The 18,733-nt window shown below is 63.6% G+C and carries 17 protein-coding genes; 13 read left to right on the top strand and 4 right to left on the bottom strand.

What is annotated here, in order from left to right; translation table 11 throughout:
* Positions 1-7 precede the first annotated feature (7 nt).
* From AC1RZR_RS12700 to AC1RZR_RS12685, 4 genes are all read left to right on the top strand, one after another.
* The gene (locus AC1RZR_RS12700) at positions 8-418 is read left to right on the top strand and encodes an endonuclease domain-containing protein (protein ID WP_477270939.1); all 411 of its coding nucleotides are present in this window, start codon (positions 8-10) and stop codon (positions 416-418) included.
* A gap of 67 nt (positions 419-485) precedes the next feature.
* Positions 486-1,787, top strand: coding sequence for a DUF6638 family protein (locus AC1RZR_RS12695; protein WP_477270170.1), 1,302 nt, complete (start codon positions 486-488; stop codon positions 1,785-1,787).
* A gap of 105 nt (positions 1,788-1,892) precedes the next feature.
* Positions 1,893-3,017, top strand: coding sequence for a DUF2333 family protein (locus AC1RZR_RS12690; protein ID WP_477270168.1), 1,125 nt, complete (start codon positions 1,893-1,895; stop codon positions 3,015-3,017).
* A 313-nt stretch (positions 3,018-3,330) separates the two neighbouring features.
* Positions 3,331-5,010 carry a formate--tetrahydrofolate ligase gene (locus AC1RZR_RS12685; protein ID WP_111542831.1) on the top strand — a complete coding sequence of 560 codons (1,680 nt, stop codon included), beginning with the start codon at positions 3,331-3,333 and terminating at the stop codon, positions 5,008-5,010.
* A 124-nt stretch (positions 5,011-5,134) separates the two neighbouring features.
* On the opposite strand, the gene AC1RZR_RS12680 is transcribed toward AC1RZR_RS12685, so the two are convergent.
* The gene (locus AC1RZR_RS12680; RefSeq protein ID WP_477270166.1) at positions 5,135-5,779 is read right to left on the bottom strand and encodes a cysteine hydrolase family protein; all 645 of its coding nucleotides are present in this window, start codon (positions 5,777-5,779) and stop codon (positions 5,135-5,137) included.
* Positions 5,780-5,907: 128 nt separating this feature from the next.
* Between AC1RZR_RS12680 and AC1RZR_RS12675 the strand changes: the two genes are divergently transcribed.
* Positions 5,908-6,900, top strand: coding sequence for a GlxA family transcriptional regulator (locus AC1RZR_RS12675; RefSeq protein WP_477270164.1), 993 nt, complete (start codon positions 5,908-5,910; stop codon positions 6,898-6,900).
* Between the two features lie 5 nt (positions 6,901-6,905).
* On the opposite strand, the gene AC1RZR_RS12670 is transcribed toward AC1RZR_RS12675, so the two are convergent.
* Positions 6,906-7,463 (bottom strand): sugar O-acetyltransferase, encoded by a 558-nt coding sequence (locus AC1RZR_RS12670; RefSeq protein ID WP_477270162.1) that lies wholly within the window; start codon positions 7,461-7,463, stop codon positions 6,906-6,908.
* Between the two features lie 182 nt (positions 7,464-7,645).
* Here AC1RZR_RS12670 and AC1RZR_RS12665 point away from each other — a divergent pair, with 182 nt between their 5' ends.
* From AC1RZR_RS12665 to AC1RZR_RS12650, 4 genes are all read left to right on the top strand, one after another.
* Entirely contained in the window at positions 7,646-8,107 is a 462-nt protein-coding gene (locus AC1RZR_RS12665; RefSeq protein WP_477270160.1) for a DUF4126 domain-containing protein, read from the top strand.
* Positions 8,104-9,480, top strand: coding sequence for an FAD-containing oxidoreductase (locus AC1RZR_RS12660; protein ID WP_477270158.1), 1,377 nt, complete (start codon positions 8,104-8,106; stop codon positions 9,478-9,480). Before AC1RZR_RS12665 ends, AC1RZR_RS12660 begins: the two co-directional genes overlap by 4 nt.
* Before the next feature lie 115 nt (positions 9,481-9,595).
* Positions 9,596-10,771: an MFS transporter gene (locus AC1RZR_RS12655; RefSeq protein ID WP_477270156.1), complete on the top strand. Its 1,176-nt coding sequence runs from the start codon at positions 9,596-9,598 to the stop codon at positions 10,769-10,771.
* An 89-nt stretch (positions 10,772-10,860) separates the two neighbouring features.
* Positions 10,861-11,916: a M14 family metallopeptidase gene (locus AC1RZR_RS12650; RefSeq protein WP_477270154.1), complete on the top strand. Its 1,056-nt coding sequence runs from the start codon at positions 10,861-10,863 to the stop codon at positions 11,914-11,916.
* A 99-nt stretch (positions 11,917-12,015) separates the two neighbouring features.
* Here AC1RZR_RS12650 and AC1RZR_RS12645 read toward each other — a convergent pair whose 3' ends face one another.
* Complete coding sequence (locus AC1RZR_RS12645; protein WP_477270152.1) at positions 12,016-12,786, bottom strand: isocitrate lyase/PEP mutase family protein; 771 nt, start codon at positions 12,784-12,786, stop codon at positions 12,016-12,018.
* A gap of 319 nt (positions 12,787-13,105) precedes the next feature.
* Here AC1RZR_RS12645 and AC1RZR_RS12640 point away from each other — a divergent pair, with 319 nt between their 5' ends.
* Together AC1RZR_RS12640 and AC1RZR_RS12635 are read left to right on the top strand one after the other, a co-directional pair.
* On the top strand, positions 13,106-15,295 hold the full coding sequence (locus tag AC1RZR_RS12640) for an anthranilate synthase (RefSeq protein WP_477270150.1): 2,190 nt from the start codon (positions 13,106-13,108) through the stop codon (positions 15,293-15,295).
* Between the two features lie 5 nt (positions 15,296-15,300).
* Positions 15,301-16,248 (top strand): cation diffusion facilitator family transporter, encoded by a 948-nt coding sequence (locus AC1RZR_RS12635; RefSeq protein ID WP_379102091.1) that lies wholly within the window; start codon positions 15,301-15,303, stop codon positions 16,246-16,248.
* Between the two features lie 7 nt (positions 16,249-16,255).
* On the opposite strand, the gene AC1RZR_RS12630 is transcribed toward AC1RZR_RS12635, so the two are convergent.
* A complete protein-coding gene (locus AC1RZR_RS12630) occupies positions 16,256-17,347 on the bottom strand; it encodes a hypothetical protein (RefSeq protein ID WP_481828574.1) in 1,092 nt (363 codons plus the stop codon).
* Between the two features lie 101 nt (positions 17,348-17,448).
* Between AC1RZR_RS12630 and AC1RZR_RS12625 the strand changes: the two genes are divergently transcribed.
* Both AC1RZR_RS12625 and AC1RZR_RS12620 read left to right on the top strand, forming a co-directional pair.
* Entirely contained in the window at positions 17,449-17,886 is a 438-nt protein-coding gene (locus tag AC1RZR_RS12625; protein WP_477270145.1) for a DsrE family protein, read from the top strand.
* Positions 17,887-17,947: 61 nt separating this feature from the next.
* The gene (locus tag AC1RZR_RS12620; RefSeq protein WP_481828573.1) at positions 17,948-18,730 is read left to right on the top strand and encodes an SDR family NAD(P)-dependent oxidoreductase; all 783 of its coding nucleotides are present in this window, start codon (positions 17,948-17,950) and stop codon (positions 18,728-18,730) included.
* Positions 18,731-18,733: the final 3 nt, after the last annotated feature.

Here is an 18,733-nt window from a genome sequence, read left to right as displayed (position 1 = left end):
CAGCGCGATGCGAGGCGGTAATGAGCCAAAGGTGGCGAGAGCTCGTCAGCTACGGAAATTCGAAAACGAGGCCGAGGAAAAACTGTGGAGCGAATTGCGCGGACGGCGATTGAATGGCCACAAATTTCTTCGTCAACTGCCAATCGGTCCATATTTCGCAGACTTTGCCTGCCGTGAAGCCAACCTGGTTGTGGAAGTCGATGGAAGCCAGCACGCAAATCAATCTCATGATCGATACAGGGACGAGACCATGAACAGGAATGGCTGGTCGGTATTGAGGGTGTGGCACGCTGATGTCCTAGCGGATCGCAAAAGCGTGCTGGAGACGATTGTTGCGGCCTTGGACGGTCGGCTCGATAACAAAATGATTGCCGTCGACGCTAAATTTTTGCCCTCTTCAACGTCAGAGGAAAGATGATGAGCGTTTGCGTCGCCCCTCATCCGCCCGTCGGGCACCTTCTCCCCGTGAACGGGGAGAAGGAAGGATGACCACCAAGAAACCCGATCTTCTGCGCGACAATGAGCTGATCTATGGCCGGCTGCTGACGGTCGACGAGCCGCATCTGGTCCAGCGTTACAACAAGGCGCTGGCCGCGTTCGGCTTGAAGCCGACGAAACTCAAGAGTTTTCAGATCGACCGCACCGGCTTCTCGCCCGAAGTGGCCGAGGAATGCGGCGACTATGATTATCTCGACCCCAACGAGGTCAATCGCCGTTTCATCATCCTGACGCCGTCACAGATCGACCTGCCGGTGGTGCACACCGCCTTCTCCAACACTTCGCAGCTGATGTTCGAGTTCATGTCCAAGAACCAGCGCGCCATCGACGCGCTGACCATCAAGGACGTCATCTACGGCGAGATCGAGGATTCCGTTCCCAAGGTCAACGACATCGAGGACCTGTTGTCGATCAGCCAGGTCGAGTTCAAGGTGCTGTCGGCCGAGGACGTGCTGGGCAAGGCCGCCGAACTCGGCAAGCTCGTCGACCGGCTGAAGCAGGAGCCCGACGCCTGGCGCGACAACGCCATGCTGACCCGCATGGTGGAGCTCGCCAAGGTCTGCGGCGACATCCGCGAGAACGCGCTGGTGCCCGACCAGGTGATTTTCCGCCACAATGCCTACTGGACCAGCCATTTCGGCGGTCTCTACGTGTTCGTCGATCCAGACATGACGACGGTGATCGGCGATCCGGCCGCACCCGGTTTCCGCCGCTCGCGGCCATGGCAGGTCAGCTATCTCTCGATCAAGGACGCCGACAAGGTGTTCAAGTTCCTCGCCACCACCGGCCGCATCGAGCTGCCGCGCGCCTCCTGGATCGAGGCCTCGGGCTATCTCGAGCACCGCGCTGAAATGGTGGTGCGCGCGCTGATCCGCGACGCCGAGCCCGACCGCAACCTGACCGACGTCGACAAGGTCTGGCTGCAGACCTGGATCCAGAGCCATGCCGACCTGATCACCCGGGACGGCAACTTTCCCTTCCTCAACGCCGCCAAGCGCGAGATCGCCCAGCTCGGCCACCTCAAGATAGAGGATGTGTTCCCGCAGCAGCGCTTCCTGGTGATCCGCGCCAAATCAGACCATCCCGACGCCTGGCTGACCAACCGGCTGATCTCGGATTTCGTGCCGTCGGACTTCGTCTCGCGCTACATCTTCAACAAACAGGGCTTCTACAAGGACTATGACGGCTTCAGCGACGCCTGGCGATCGCATGTTGTGGACGTTCTCAAAACCACATATTTGAAGGACAAGGTGGCGTTTCGCACACGCCTCTACGGCCTGACTGACTAGAACGAAATGAACCGTCATTTCGTTCTAACTTGTTGTTTTGGCGCATGATGTTATCCAAAAAGTCTGCAACTTTTTGGCATCATGCTTTGAGGGGGTGACATCGCCATGCTCGATCCGATCGTGAACTTCTTCACCCGGATTTTCCAGTGGATCGGCCGTGGCATCGGCCTCTTGGTCGGCGTCATCCTGTGGCCGTTCCTATGGGCCGGACGCTGGTACACGCAGCGCGGCTGGATCCTGAAGGCGGTGGTCGGCGTCGCCCTGCTGGTGCTGATCGGCCTCTATGCCAACTTCTTCTACGCCACCCAGTGGTGGAACAATTTCAACCCGAACTATCCCGACACCTACACTTTCGAGAAGCGCAACGTGTCCGCCGGCGAACAGGTTGCCGCTGGCGCCGGCACGGATACAGCCAAGACCTGCGGCAACTCCGGCATTGCCCAGATCGCCGCCGACCTGACCGACTTCAACGTCAACCAGAATGCCTGGATCTCGTCGATGATCCTCTACAAGCTCGGCCTGTTCGGCATTGACTGGGACCACACGCCGTGGATGGACAACAAGGCCTCGTTCCAGCGCGGCATCAACCAGGCGGTGCGGCGCACCGCGACCGAACTCGCCGACAATCTCGGCCGCGTTCGCACCACCTCGCAGATCGACAGCGATCTGCAGAATGCCCGCGGCAATCTGCAGTTCGACGAGGAGACCTGGTATTTCGGCCTGAACCCGTTCGGCCCCAAGACGCCGACGCCAAGCTATTACCGCGACGCCGTGCGCATGCTGCGTTCCTTCAACGCTCGCCTCGCCACCTGCCAGGCGACCTTCGACGCCCGCGCCGACAATCTGAAGCAGTATATCGACCGCATCTCATCCGACATCGGCTCGACCTCGGCGATCCTCAAGGAGCGCGCCGAGAACCACAACAATGGCTGGTTCGACTTCCGCGCCGACGACCGTTTCTGGTTCGCCTATGGCCAGCTCTACGGCTATTACGGCCTGATGAAGGGTGCCCAGGCCGACTTCGAGGACGTCATCAAGGAAAAGCATCTGCAGAACCTGTGGGACACGATGGACTCGCAATTCGTCTCGGCGCTGCGCATCCAGCCCTTCATCATCGCCAATGGCCGCGAGGACGGCTGGATCATGCCGACGCATCTGACGACAATGGGCTTCTATGTGCTCCGGGTGCGCTCCAACATGGTCGAAATCAGCAACGTGCTGACACAGTAACGCTGCTCCGCCACGGCCATCGCGATGGCGAATTTGCGCCGTCGCTTCTGTCGCATTCCGTGCATTGTGCGGCTGTTTTGAGACGGCGGAGCGCCGCGTCCTCTGGCTTCTATACGGCGCGGTAACGGAGCCAGGAAGAACCGATGACAGGTCGGCCGATCCGCAGAGGAATTTTCTTCATAGGAAACATAGTTGCATGCAAGTTGACGCCGCGGCAGCGACAGGGTTAGAACATGCCCGCGCCCGGTTCCAACCTGTTTGCGAGTGAGATCAAACCCGTCCCCTCCACCGTTCAATCCAGAGGAAAGCCGTCATGGCCGAAGTGAAGTCCGACATCGAAATCGCGCGCGGCGCCAAAAAGAAGCAGATCCAGGAGATCGGCCAGAAAATCGGCATTCCGACTGAACACCTTTTGCCCTACGGCCACGACAAGGCCAAGATTTCGGCCGAGTTCATCAAGTCGGTGAAGGGCAACAAGGACGGCAGGCTGATCCTCGTCACCGCCATCAACCCAACGCCCGCGGGCGAAGGCAAGACGACGACCACGGTCGGTCTCGGCGATGGCCTGAACCGCATCGGCAAGAAAGCGATCGTCTGCATCCGCGAGGCTTCGCTCGGCCCGAATTTCGGCGTCAAGGGCGGTGCCGCCGGCGGCGGCTACGCACAGGTCGTGCCGATGGAGGACATGAACCTCCACTTCACCGGCGACTTCCACGCCATCACCACGGCGCACAACCTTCTGTCGGCACTGATCGACAACCACATCTACTGGGGCAACGAGCTCGGCATCGACACCCGACGCGTCGTCTGGCGCCGCGTCATGGACATGAACGACCGGGCGCTGCGCGAGATGATCTGTTCGCTCGGCGGCGTCGCCAACGGCTTTCCGCGCGAGGGCGGCTTCGACATCACCGTCGCCTCGGAAGTGATGGCCATCCTGTGCCTGTCCACCGACCTGAAGGACCTTGAAAAGCGCCTCGGCGACATCATTGTCGCCTATCGCCGCGACAAGTCGGCCGTCTATGCCCGCGACCTCAAGGCCGACGGCGCCATGGCCGTGCTGCTCAAGGACGCCATGCAGCCCAACCTGGTGCAGACGCTGGAGAACAACCCGGCCTTCGTGCATGGCGGCCCGTTCGCCAACATCGCGCATGGCTGCAACTCGGTGGTCGCCACCACGACGGCACTGAAACTGGCAGATTATGTCGTCACCGAAGCCGGCTTCGGCGCAGACCTTGGCGCAGAAAAGTTCTTCGACATCAAGTGCCGCAAGGCCGGCCTGAAGCCGGCAGCAGCGGTCATCGTCGCCACCGTGCGCGCCATGAAAATGAATGGCGGCGTCAAGAAGGAAGATCTCGGCAAGGAAAACGTCGAGGCGGTGAAGAAGGGCTGCGCCAACCTCGGCCGCCATATCGAGAACATCAGGCAGTTCGGCGTGCCGGCGGTGGTGGCCATCAACCATTTCTATTCCGACACCGACGCCGAGATCCAGGCGATGAAGGACTATGTCGCCTCGATGGGCGAAGAGGCGATCCTGTGCAAGCACTGGGCCAAGGGCTCGGCCGGCATCGAGGAACTCGCCAACAAGGTGGTGGCGCTGGCCGAATCCGGTGCCTCGCAGTTCGCGCCGCTCTATCCCGACGCCATGCCGCTGTTCGAGAAGATCAACACCATCGTCCAGCGCATCTATCGCGGCTCGGAAGCGATCGCCGACAAGTCGGTGCGCGACCAGCTGCACGCCTGGGAGCAAGCCGGCTACGGCCACCTGCCGGTCTGCATGGCCAAGACGCAGTACTCGTTCTCGACCGACCCGAACCTGCGCGGCGCGCCGACCGGCCACACCGTGCCGGTGCGCGAGGTCAGGCTGTCGGCCGGTGCGGGCTTCGTCGTCATCATCTGCGGCGAGGTCATGACCATGCCAGGCCTGCCCAAGGCGCCGTCCTCGGAGAAGATCTTCCTCAACGAGATGGGCCAGATCGAGGGCCTGTTCTAGAGCAATTCCAGAAAAAGTGTGAAACGGTCTTCCGTCCGGAATTGCGTCAAACACAGGATCCTTCAATTCCAAACCGCAAAGGGCGCCGCATCGCTGCGGCGCCCTTTTTTGTTTCCGGATATTGCTATGCGGCGTTGCGCGACAGCGCCCGCTGGTTGGAACCGAAGATCGTGTCGCGCTCCGGCAGTGTCCCGGTCTTCAGGCACTCGACCCATTCGCCGGTCTTGAGCACCGCCGCGAAGCGCGACTGCAGGATGATCGTGACCACGCGGTGGATCTCCTCGGCCGAAGCGTAGCCGGCGCTGTTGGCATAGGGCACCGAGCCGGTCGCGTCGGACAGGAACTCGACGGCAAAGCCCATATGGACGGCGTGGATGATGGTCGACAGGTCGCAATTGTGCGTCATGTAGCCGACCACCGTGATCGTATCGATGGCCTGGGCGCGCAGCCAGTCCTCCAGATCGGTGCCGGTGAAGGCGGAAGGCAGGTTCTTTTCGACATGGTGGTCGCGGCTGCGCCTGGCGATCTCGGGGTGCAGTTCGCCGCCATGGCTGCCCTTGGCGAAGATCGGCGATGTCGCGGGCGCCATCTGCTTGACGACCACCACCTTGATGCCGGCTGACGCCGCCGCATCCATGGCGCGTGCCACATTGACGACACTGTCGCGGAACGGCGGATGCTGGATGGCGAGATTACCGCCATCGTAGTCGTTCTGGACGTCGACGACGATCAGCGCGCGGCGCGGCGTGGTGTTGGCTGGGTCAGTCATGGTGTTTTCCTTTCCGGCTTGAATGCGAATGGGGCCGAAAATAGGTGGGTCGCCAAGCAGTCGAAAGTGTCCCAATTGACATCATTCGAAAGAATTGGGACAATCCCATCTTAGCCGCTGGAAGCATCATGACCGACCCGATCATCGCCGTCCTTGCCTTCGACGGCATCAGCCCTTTCCATCTCTCGGTGCCATGCCTGGTGTTCGGCGAGGACAGGACGGCGCTTGGGCTGCCGCGCTTCGAGTTCCGTATCTGCGCGGTCAGGGCAGGTCCGATCCACACCGAAGCCGGACTGACCGTTGCCGCACCGCATGGGCTCGAGGGCCTCGACGGCGCAGACATCGTCATCATCCCGAGCTGGCATCATCTCGGCGAGGCTCCAGCGCCAGTGTTGATGGAGGCGCTACGCAGAGCGCACGAGCATGGCGCATTGATTGTCGGCCTCTGCCTGGGAACTTTCGCCATTGCCGCGGCCGGGCTGCTGTCAGGCCGCCGTGCCGCGACGCACTGGGCCTATTCCGAGCGGCTGCAGAAACTCCATCCCGACATCGCGGTCGATGCCTCGGTGCTGTATGTCGACAATGGCGATGTCGTGACATCGGCCGGCGTCGCCGCCGGCCTCGACTGCTGTCTCCACATCGTGCGCGCCCGCTATGGCGCCGAAGCGGCACTGCGGCTCGCCCGCCAGATCGTCCTTTCCCCGCATCGCCAAGGCGGGCAGGCGCAGTTCATCGAGCACCCGGTGGCGAGGGGTGCGAATGCCGACCGTTTCACCCAGGCGCTCGACGCGGTTCGCGCCACACTTGGCGAGACGCACAGCCTGGACCGCGTCGCCGAAGCCGCCGGCCTGACCCGGCGCACCTTCACCCGCCGCTTTCAGAAATCGATCGGCACCAGTTTCGGCGAATGGCTGACCAGCCAGCGGATCGAACTGGCGCAACGGTTGCTGGAGGCCACGGAGAAATCGATGGACATGGTGGCCTTCGAGGCCGGCTTCGGCAGCGCCACCTCACTGCGGCAGCATTTTTCGGCACGGCTCAAGACGTCCCCGGCGCAATACCGGCGCGAATTTTCCAGGCGGTCCGATCAGAAGGACGAACGCACGGCGCTTTTGTCCTGATCTGTTCAATCCCGCTTGACCGCCCGTGCCGGATTGCCGACCGCCGTGGTGTTCGCAGCCACGTCGCCGGTCACCACCGCGCCGGCACCGATGATGGCGCCATCGCCGATGCTGACGCCGCCAAGGATGATCGCGCTGCCGCCGATCCAGGCATTGCTGCCGATCTCGACCGGCCTGGCGATCTCCAGCCCCGCTTGCCGCCCGGCGGCCTCCTTGTGGTGCTCGGCGCAATAGATCTGCACGTTGGGGCCGAGCAGCGTTCCCTTGCCGATGCGCACGCATGCCGTGTCGAGGATGGTGCAGCCGGCATTGAGAAAGACGCCGTCCCCAAGAAAGATGTTGAAGGCGTAGGCGCAGTGAAACGGCGCCTCGATGCGGGCGCCCTCGCCCGCTTTGCCGAGCAGTGCCTTCAAGCCCGGCCCGAGGTTTCCACGCTGCCGTGGCGGCAGCGAATTGTGCTCGAAAACCGCGTCGCGCGCGCTGACGCGCAGTGCCTCGAGTTCGTCATCGAGGCAAGTGTACCATTCGCCGGCCACCATCTTTGCGCGCTCGCTTTCAGCCATGACGATGTCTCCCTGTGACGCCCTTGCCAAAGCACAATTGCAGTGAACGGGAAAGTGCCAGCGTCCCGCAACACCGGGCGCAAATCCATTCGAATTTTTCGAAGTCATGTGCTGGTCAAATGCCCGGCCTATGCTAGCCTGTTCTTGCAAGGCTGTCCTGGCCGGCGATGAGGGGATCGACCATGTTGTATATTCTTGCACTTCTGATCGGCGTCATTGCCGGCCTTCGTGCCATGACCGCGCCGGCTGCCGTCGCCTGGGGCGCCTATCTCGGCTGGCTGCCGGTCGCCGGCACCTGGGCCAGCTTCATGAGCCACTGGGCCGCTGTCGGCATCTTCACCATCCTTGCCATCGTCGAGTTGGTCACCGATCAGCTGCCGTCGACGCCGAGCCGGAAGGTGCCGCAGCAGTTCGGCGCCCGCATCATCATGGGCGCCTTCACCGGCGCCGTCATCGGCGCCACCGGTGGTTCCACCATCGGCGGCCTGATCGCCGGCGCCATCGGCGCTGTCATCGGCACGCTGGGCGGGGCCGAAGCACGCGGCCGGCTGGCGGCCGCCTTCGGCAAGGATCCGCCCGCCGCCTTCATCGAGGACGCCGTGGCGATCATCGGCGGCCTGCTGATCGTAGCGGCGGTGGCATGACGGCCAAGACTTTCGACGCCATCATCATCGGTGCCGGACAGGCCGGCCCGTCCCTGGCCGGCCGGCTGAACGCTGCCGGCATGAGCGTTGCGCTGATCGAGCGCAAGCTGGTCGGCGGCACCTGCGTCAACACCGGCTGCATGCCGACCAAGACCATGGTCGCCAGCGCCTATGCCGCGCACCTTGCCCGCCGCGCCGCCGATTATGGCGTGACGCTCGGTGGCCCCGTCGGCGTCGACTACAAGGCGATCAAGGCGCGCAAGGACAAGGTATCCAACGACGCCCGAACCGGGCTCGAAACCTGGATCGCCGGCATGGACAAATGCACGCTCTATCGCGGCCATGCGCGGTTCGAATCCGCCAACACGGTGCGCGTCGGCGACGACCTTTTGACCGCCGAAAAAATCTTCCTCAACACCGGCGGCCGCGCCTCGGTGCCGGACCTGCCCGGCATCAACGACATCGACTACCTGACCAACTCCTCGATGATGGATCTCGACGTGCTGCCGCGCCATCTCATCGTCGTCGGCGGCAGCTATATCTCGCTCGAGTTCGCGCAGATGTTCCGCCGCTTCGGCGCCGAAGTCACCGTCATCGAAAAGAGCCCGCGCCTGACCGGCCGCGAGGACGAGGACGTCTCTGCCGCCATCCTGTCGATCCTCGAAAACGAAGGCATTGCGGTTCATGTCGGTGCCGACGACATCGGCTTTGCCAGGCAAGGCAAGGACATTGCCGTCACCTTCTCCGCGGGCAAGCCGCCTGCGGTCGGCTCGCATGTGCTGCTGGCTCTAGGGCGCACACCCAACACCGACGATCTCGGCCTCGACAAGGCCGGCGTCGAGGTCGACAAGCGCGGCTTCGTTGCCGTCGACGACCAGCTGCGCACCAGCGTGCCCGGCATCTGGGCGATGGGCGACTGCAACGGCAAGGGCGCCTTCACCCACACCTCCTACAACGACTACGAGATCGTCGCCGCCAACCTGCTCGACAACGATCCACGCAAGGTCAGCGACCGCATCGAGGCCTACGCGCTCTACATCGACCCGCCGCTCGGCCGCTGCGGCATGACCGAGGCCGTGGTGAAGAAATCCGGCCGCCGGGCGCTGATTGGCCAACGGCCGATGACCCGCGTCGGCCGTGCCATCGAAAAGGGCGAGACGCAAGGCTTCATGAAGATCCTGGTCGACGCCGACACCAGGGAAATCCTCGGCTGTTCGGTGCTGGGACCCGGTGGCGACGAAGCGGTGCACTGCGTGCTCGACCTGATGTACGCCAAGGCGCCCGTCGACACGCTGGCGCGTGCCGTGCACATCCATCCGAATGTCTCGGAGCTGCTGCCCACCATCGCCCAGGCGCTGAAGCCGCTGGCCTGACGTACCGGCCATCAAGCTCTCGACTTTATGCATTGCTGCATTGCAGCAATGCATGTTGCGCGTGGAAAGAGTCTACGCGCATTCTCGGATTGAACCGATTCAGTCTGGACGCTCCATGCCCTTGCCGATCCTTGCGCTTGCCATTGCGTCCTTCTGCATCGGCACCACCGAATTCGTCATCATGGGCCTGTTGCCGGAGGTCGCCGCCGACCTCGGCGTGTCCATCCCTTCGGCGGGCCTGCTGGTCACCGGCTATGCGCTCGGCGTCGTCTTCGGCGCACCGATCGTTGCGATGGCCACCGCGCATCTGCCGCGCAAGCCGGTGCTGGTTGGCCTCGCCACGCTGTTCGTCGTCGGCAATCTGTTCTGCGCCATCGCACCAAACTACTGGATGCTGATGGCCGCACGCGTGTTCACCGCCTTTGGCCATGGCGCCTTCTTCGGCATCGGCTCGGTCGTTGCCGCCAGCCTGGTGCCGCGCAACAAGCGCGCCAGCGCCATCGCGCTGATGTTCGCCGGGCTGACGCTGGCCAACATCCTTGGCGTGCCCGCCGGCACCGCCCTTGGCGAAGCCTTCGGCTGGCGCGCCACCTTTTTGGCCGTGGTCGGCATCGGCCTGATCTCGGTCGCTTGCATCGCCTGGCTGGTGCCATCCGACGTCACTGAACCGAGCGGTGGCGGCCTGCGCGGCGAGCTGCGCGTGCTGGGCAAGCTGCAGGTGTGGCTGGCGATGCTGATCGCGGCGCTGACCTCCGCCAGCCTGTTCACGGTCTTCACCTACATCAAGCCCTATCTGACCGACGTCTCTGGCTTGTCCACCTCGGCGGTCACCTGGGTGCTGTTGCTGTTCGGTGCCGGCATGACCATCGGCAACATCATCGGTGGCAGGCTGGCCGATTGGAAGCTGATGCCGACAGTCATCGGCACGCTGCTGCTGATGACGCTGCTGCTGCTCGGCTTCACGCAGTTCGGCGCCATAGCCAGCGTCGCCATCGGCATCGTCTTCCTGTGGGGCCTGCTCATCTTCGTCGTCGTGCCGCCGCTGCAGATCCGCGTCGTCGAGGCGGCTTCCGAAGGACCCAACCTCGCCGCCACGCTGAATCAGGGCGCCTTCAATGTCGGCAATGCCAGCGGCGCCTGGATCGGCGGCGTGGCACTTTCGGCGGGCGTTTCCTATGCCAATCTGCCGCTGGTCGGCGCCGCATTGGCACTGCTTGCGGTCACCGTCGCGGTGCTGTCGCAGGCGCTGGATCGGCGCACACCTGTCCCTCTGCAGGCACCGGCTGAATAACCGCTTGCGCCCATAGCGCGGCCGGCTGGACCAATCGACATCGGCACCTTCAACTGGGCATGTCTTGTCGCTCTTGATGGAGGAAAATCATGCAGAAATCGATCGAACGCATCGCCGGCGAAAGCGAGGGTGTTTCCTACGAATTTCCGCTGTTCCGCTTTGCCGGAACCGACAAGGCCGCTCCGTCGGCCTATCTGCAGGCGGCGCTCCACGCCGGCGAGTTGCCGGGCGTCGTCGCCATCGACGCGCTGATGCCTATGCTGGCCAAGGCCGAGACCGAAGGCCGCATCAAGGGCGACATCGCTATCGTGCCCTGGGCCAACCCGATCGGCCGGGCGCAATATCATTTCGGCGAACATCAGGGACGCTTCCATCTCGGCACCCGCACCAACTTCAATCGCGGCTTTCCGTTGCTTGCCGCGCCCGATGCGGCACTCCTGCCTGACACCACCCTTGGCTCAGTCGACCAGCGGCTGAAGACCCGGCTGGTGCAGCTGTCGCTCGGCCACGACATCGTGCTCGACCTGCATTGCGACGATGAGGGCCTCGCCTATCTCTATGTCCATACCAGCCTGTGGCCGGCAATGGCCGATTGCGCCGCCGCCATGGACGTCGACGCGGTGATGCTGTGGAGCGAAGACACCGACGGCACGTTCGAGGGCGCCTCGATCATGCCCTACCAGAACGTTCCCGGTGACGTGGCGAATCTCGATCGCCGCGTCGCCACGACGGTCGAATACCGCGGCATCCTCGATGTCGACGGCGCCTTGGCCGCCTCCGACGCCGAAGGCCTCTACCGGCTGCTGGTGGCGCGCGGCGTGATCACCGATACCGCCCTGCCGGTACCTGGTTCTTTCACCGGTGTCGTGGCCCCGTTGGAAAACATCGACATGATGCCGGCGCCTCGGGCGGGTGCCGTGCTTTACGACGTGAAGCCCGGTGACCGCGTCGCCAAGGGCGCTCGCCTCGCCACCATCGTCCATGCACCGGGTGAAACCGATGGCCGCACCGAAGTCTTCGCGCCGCAGGACGGCATCATCCTGACCCGCCGCTCGCGCCGCATCATCCGCGCCGGCGAGGATCTTTTGAAACTCGTCGGCGACAGCAGGAGCGCCGACGCCAGATCAGGCACGCTTGAGGACTGAACTAACCCGAAATGGCCAGCCGCGCTTTTGGGTACGGGAGCACCGGAAGCACAGGAAACCGCCATTTGCAGGCTGGCATCACCTGAATATCAGCATGCCCTAGCCTGAAATAGCCAGCCGCGCCTTGCCCTCCAGCCATTCGGCCATCTGCCGGTATGGCACCGGGCCGTGGCTGATGCGGGCAACGCCGAGTTCCGCCAGCCGCTGGCGCGGCGGCACATGCGCCAGCGCAATGATGTTGACCGGCAGCGCAATTGCCTTGCACAGCGCCTCGATCAAGCCCTCATCGCCAAGGCCCGGCGCAAAGAAACCGTTCGCTCCAGCCTTTTCAAAGGCATGCGCCCGCTCGATCGCCTGGTCGAGCAGCGCCTTGTCGTGGGTATCCGGCTTCGCCTTGAGGAAGATGTCGGTTCGGGCGTTGACGAAGGCCGGGACACCCGAGGCCTTGACCGCTGCTGCGGCGGCTTCGATCCGCTTCACCTGGACGGCGATGTCGTGCAGGCCCGTGCCGCCGACAATCTGATCCTCGAAATTGAAGCCGATGGCGCCGGCCTGTATGGCATGCGTCACGGTGCGGGCGACGGTTTCCGGATCGACGCCATAGCCACCCTCGAGATCCATGGTCACCGGCAGGTCGACGGCGGCAACGATGCGCCTGATGTTGTCGAGCGCCAACTCCAGCGGGATTTTCTCGCCGTCGGCGTATCCAAAGGCCGCAGCCACCGGCCAGCTCCCCGTGGCGATCGCCTTGGCCCCTGCTTTCTCGACGATCTTGGCCGAGCCCGGATCCCAGGCATTGTAGAGAACGATCGGGTTTCCCTTGACGTGGAGGGAATGGAACGTCCGTGCGCGGTCGATCTGCTCGGTCATTGGTGTTTTTCCCATGTTTCTGCTGTTGGACATCCAGCCTAAGCAGGACCGCCGGCTGTGGCGATGTGCCATGAGCTGCAGAAGGGGCAGCCACCGGACAGATTTTCAAACCTGTTGCGCATCCTGGTTTTCGCAGCTATGGATTTCGCCATGAACATGCGTTCGACCAAGACCATTTGGTGGTGGGCCTGCTGACAGCGGCCTGTTCGAACGCGTGCGCGTGAAAATAGAGGGTGGCCGCAGCGGAATGTCCGGGCGGCCATTTGTTTTTTCAAGCCATTCCCGGGTCCGTTGCCCCAAGAAGCTGATGGAGACGGCAATGACGATGAAGGTTCTGGAAAACGGGGCAGAGAGTTTCGTGACGGCGGGTGGCATCACCATCACCCGCGAACGCCACGACCGGCCCTATGCGGGCGCCATCGACGCTTATGTCGACGGGCTGAATGCGCGCCGGGGCGCCGTGTTTTCCTCGAATTACGAATATCCCGGCCGCTACACGCGCTGGGACACCGCCATCATCGATCCGCCACTGGTGATCTCGGCGCATGGCCGCGCCATGCGCATCGAGGCGCTGAATGGCCGTGGCGAGGCGCTGTTGCCGGTCATCGGCAAGGCGCTCGGCAGCCTGGCCGATGTCACCATCGCCGAGAACTCGAAGAAACTGATCCGCCTCGACGTCGCCAAGCCGGGCCGGGTCTTCACCGAGGAGGAGCGCAGCCGCGTTCCCTCTGTCTTCACAGTGCTGCGCGCCATCACCGCTCTGTTCAAGACCGAGGAAGACGCCAATCTCGGCCTCTACGGCGCCTTCGGCTACGACCTCGCCTTCCAGTTCGACCCGGTCGACTACACGCTCGAGCGCAAGCCAAGCCAGCGTGATCTTGTGTTGTTCCTGCCCGACGAGATCCTCGTCGTCGACCACTATTCGGCCAAGGCCTGGACCGATCGCTACGACTATGCCGGCGACGGGTTTTCGACCGAAGGCCTGCCGCGCGATGAAATCGCCGAGCCGTTCAAAAGCCCCGACCGCATCCCGCCGCGCGGCGACCACGAGCCCGGCGAATACGCCAATCTGGTTCGCAAGGCGATGGATTCGTTCAAGCGCGGCGATCTGTTCGAGGTCGTGCCCGGCCAGATGTTCTATGAGCGCTGCGAGACGCAGCCGTCCGAGATTTCGCGCAAGCTGAAGGCCATCAACCCCTCGCCCTATTCCTTCTTCATCAATCTCGGCGAAGGCGAATATCTGATCGGTGCCTCGCCGGAAATGTTCGTGCGCGTCAACGGCCGCCGCGTCGAGACCTGCCCGATCTCCGGCACCATCAAGCGCGGCGACGACGCCATTTCGGACTCCGAGCAGATCCTGAAGCTGCTCAATTCGAAGAAGGACGAATCCGAGCTCACCATGTGCTCGGACGTCGACCGCAATGACAAGTCGCGGGTCTGCGAACCGGGCTCGGTGCGCGTCATTGGCCGTCGCCAGATCGAGATGTATTCGCGCCTGATCCACACCGTCGATCACATCGAGGGGCGGCTGCGCGAAGGCATGGATGCATTCGACGCCTTCCTGTCGCATGCCTGGGCGGTCACCGTCACCGGCGCGCCGAAACTATGGGCCATGCGCTTCATCGAGCAGAACGAGAAGAGCCCGCGCGCCTGGTATGGCGGCGCGATCGGCATGGTCAATTTCAACGGCGACATGAACACCGGCCTCACCCTGCGCACCATCCGCATCAAGGACGGCATTGCCGAAGTGCGCGCCGGCGCCACATTGCTCTTCGACAGCATTCCCGAGGAAGAAGAAGCCGAAACCGAACTGAAGGCATCCGCCATGCTCTCCGCCATCCGCGACGCCAAGACGGGCAACTCCGCCAGCACAGAGCGCACCACCGCCCGCGTCGGCGACGGCGTCAACATCCTGCTCGTCGACCACGAGGACAGCTTCGTCCACACGCTGGCCAACTATTTCCGTCAGACCGGCGCCAACGTCTCGACCGTGCGCACGCCGGTGCCTGAGGAGGTCTTCGACAGGCTGAAGCCCGACCTTGTCGTGCTGTCGCCCGGCCCCGGCACGCCGAAGGATTTTGATTGCGCCGCCACCATCAGACGAGCCCGCGCCCGTGACCTGCCGATCTTCGGCGTCTGCCTTGGATTGCAGGCGCTGGCCGAAGCCTATGGCGGCGAACTGCGGCAACTGCATGTGCCGATGCACGGCAAGCCGTCGCGCATCCGCGTCTCGAAGCCGGGCATCATCTTCTCCGGCCTGCCCAAGGAAGTCACCGTCGGCCGCTATCACTCGATCTTTGCCGATCCGGTGCGACTGCCCGATGATTTCATCGTCACCGCCGAGACCGAGGACGGCGTCATCATGGCGTTCGAGCACCGCAAGGAGCCGATCGCCGCGGTGCAGTTCCACCCGGAATCGATCATGACGCTCGGCCACAATGCCGGCATGCGCATCATCGAGAACATCGTCGCCCACCTGCCGCGCAAGGCCAAGGAAAAGGCCGCCTGACGAACATGGCCGAAACCGGGAACACGATGGCGATCGCGGCCAAGGCCGCGGCGAAGCGCAAGGTCGCCAACCTTGCCTTCTGGTCGATCATCATTGCCGCCATCGTGCTCGGCCTGAAGCTCGTCGCCTGGTACATCACCGGCTCGGTGGCGCTCTATTCGGATGCCCTGGAATCGATCGTCAACGTCATTGCCTCGATCGCGGCCTTCTGGGCGATCCAGGTCAGCTACAAGCCGGCCGACCAGGACCATCCATTCGGCCACCACAAGGCGGAGTATTTCTCGGCCGTGCTCGAAGGCGTGCTGATCGTGCTCGCGGCACTGCTGATCCTCAACGAGGTCTGGCGCTCCTGGCAAACCCCGGCGCCGCTTGAACAGCCTTGGGAAGGTCTTGCCGTCAACGGCGTCGCCACGGTCATCAATGCCTTCTGGGCGTGGACGCTGATCCGCGCCGGCAGGGCCGAGAAATCGCCGGCGCTGGTTGCCGACGGCAAACACATCATGACCGACGTGGTGACTTCGATCGGTGTGTTCGGCGGCCTGGTCGGGGCGATCCTGACCGGCTGGCAGATCCTCGACCCGGCGCTTGCCGTCCTCGTGGCACTCAACATCCTGTGGCAGGGCTGGCATGTCATCGGCTCGTCGATGAACGGCCTGATGGACCGCGCTGTCGACACGGCAGAGCACATGCACATCCGCGACGTCATCTCGGCCAATTGCAAGGGCGCGCTCGAGGTGCATGACCTCAAGACGCGCATCGCCGGCCGCGCCACCTTCATCGAGTTCCATCTGGTCGTCGATGCCGACATGTCGGTGGGCGCCAGCCATGTCATCTGCGACCGCATCGAGGACGCGCTGAAGGCCGAAATCCCCTCGGTGCGCGTCACCATCCATGTCGAGCCCGACGACGAAGCCAAACTGCCGAAAGGCACGACCGCCGTGCCGTTCGCCTGAGGTCAGCTCACGGCGCGCAGGCCGATTGCGGCATCGGCTGCAGCCGGTAGATCTTGTCGTCGGACTTCGTCTTGCCATCGGCGGCCTTCGAGCACAGGTCGACGATCGCCAGGCTGCTGTTGGGATTGGCCAGCATCATCATGCCGTTGGCGCCGCGCTTGAGAAAAATCTCCTTCTGCGCGATGTCGCAGGAAAAATCGCTCATCTTCGAGCTCGCCGCGCAACGCCACTGGTCGGCCTCGCCCTGGCAGGAATAGGTCTGCGTGACCTTGGCCGATTTCTGCCGCGTCGTGACGGTGACGGCAATGTCGGCGCCATCGGGCCAGTTGGCTGCGTCGCCTCCTGAAGCAAAAGACGCCAGTTCCACCGAGCCGCGGAAAACCCGGATCGACTGCGTCAACTGGTCGGGGTGGGAAGCCATATGCGCTGCATCGTAGTCGCGTCCATAGCAGAAGGCCTGGTCCGGCTTCAGCCGTTGGCGCAGCGGCGGCCCGAGCGCCGGGTCGATCGGATCGATGCGCGCGAACTCCGCCTTGCAGGTCGCTGCCGGCATCGGGTCGAGGCGGAAATTGTCATCCTCCTTGCCCAGCGCCTGCCTGTCATATTCCGCCGCGCCGAGTTCCTCTTCCGATCCGGCATCGAGATAGAGATCTGGCTGTACGTCGGTGAGGATCAGGCGTCCTTTGTCATCGACTTTCAGTGACGCCAGGGTGCGGTCGCAATCCATGCCGCAATGGATCGGGCCTGTCTTGCCGTCCTCCGACTCGTGGTTGCACCAGCCGCCGGCCCATTCCGGTGCCTTGGCGCCGCGCACGGTGGTGGCGACGAAGGCATTGTAGGACGAGTCGGAATTCGCGGCCGGCTCCTCATTCGGCCGGCTGACAGGATCATGGCCGTAGTAGAAGAAGATCCGCGCCACCTTCTGCTTCGGATGTGCCTTGAGGTGCGCGGCGTCATAGACGCGGCCGAAACAGGCGTCGGCGCCGTTAGGGCTGAGTTCGGTGAGCTTGAGCGCATCATCGGCTCCGGCCTTGCCAGCCAGCAGACCGAGCAGTGCAACACCCCAGGCGACGCGCGCCAATACCTTGCCTAACGCCATGTGACCCTCCTCCGCATCGACAGGACGCGACGTCAATTTATGCTAGTATTGCGGCCGGAGCCACGCATTTTGCGGTGAGCCGCCAAGCGGAGGAGGATGCGATGCGCCGGCGCGATATGTTCCGCACGGTTCTTGCCGGAACCGGAACGCTTTTTGGCCTGCGGATGGTGCAGGCAGCCGCGACGGAGCCCGCCAGGCTGAAGGTCGCCTACCACCTCAGCGATCTCGACAAGGTCAATTTCGTGCTCGGCAACATCAAGAACCACTATGATGGCACCGGCGGCAATATCGACATCGTGCTGGTCGTGCATGGTCCAGCCCTCGCCGCCTTCAAGTCGAAAGGCATTTCGGCCGCGATTTCCGGCCGCTTCGCCAGCCTCGTGCAGCAGGGGCTCAACCCGCATGCCTGCGCCAACACCATGCAAGGCATGGATGTTTCGCTGACCGACCTGCTCGACGGTTTCCATGCCGCCGACAAGGGTGGCGTCGTCAAACTCGCCGAACTGCAAGGCCAGGGCTACGCCTATCTGCGCCCGTAAGGCTTGAACATCCGGGTGGCAACGGCTTACGAAGGACGGGCGGACATCCGGAGGAACAGCAGTGCCAGCCACCACCTCACTCAACATTCCCGATCTCGCCGGCAAGGCGGTGCTGGTCACCGGTGCATCGACCGGCATCGGGGCGGCCCTGGCATCGGCCTACGCCGCGCAGAAATGCAAAGTGGCGCTGCACTACAATTCGAGCCGCGACGCCGCCGAGAAGCTGGCCAAGACCATTGCCGACGCAGGCGGCGAGGTATTCCTTGTCCAGGGGGATTTCTCCGTTCCCGCCGATGTCGAACGCGTCGTCGAGGACAGCGCGCAGCATTTCGGCCGTCTCGATGGGCTGGTCAACAATGCCGGCGGCATGCTTGGCCGCGTGCCCTATGCCGAGCAGACCGAGGCGCATTACGACGCGGTGATGGACCTCAATGCGCGTTCGGTGCTGACCGGCTCGCGCAAGGCGATCCCGTGGCTCAAGAAACAGGGCGGCTTCATCGTCAACACCTCGTCGATCGCCGCGCGCAACGGCGCCGGCGGCGGCGCTGGCCTGTACGGTTCGGCCAAGGCCTTCGTCTCCAACGTGACCCGCGGCATGGCCAAGGAGCTGATCGGCTTCGGCATCCGCGTCAACGCGGTGGCGCCGGGCACAATCCTGACGCCGTTCCACGAGCGCTATTCGACCGACGAGCAGATGAAGGGCATGGTCGTCACCATTCCACAGGGACGTGCCGGCACCGCGCAGGATTGCGTTGGCGCCTATCTGTTCCTCTCTTCCGATCTCCTGAGCGGCTACATCACCGGCCAGGTGATCGAGGTGAATGGCGGCCAGTTGATGCCTTGAGCG

The sequence above is a fragment of the Mesorhizobium bavaricum genome, assembly GCF_056781655.1.
This window is presented reverse-complemented; position numbering and strand designations above follow the sequence as displayed.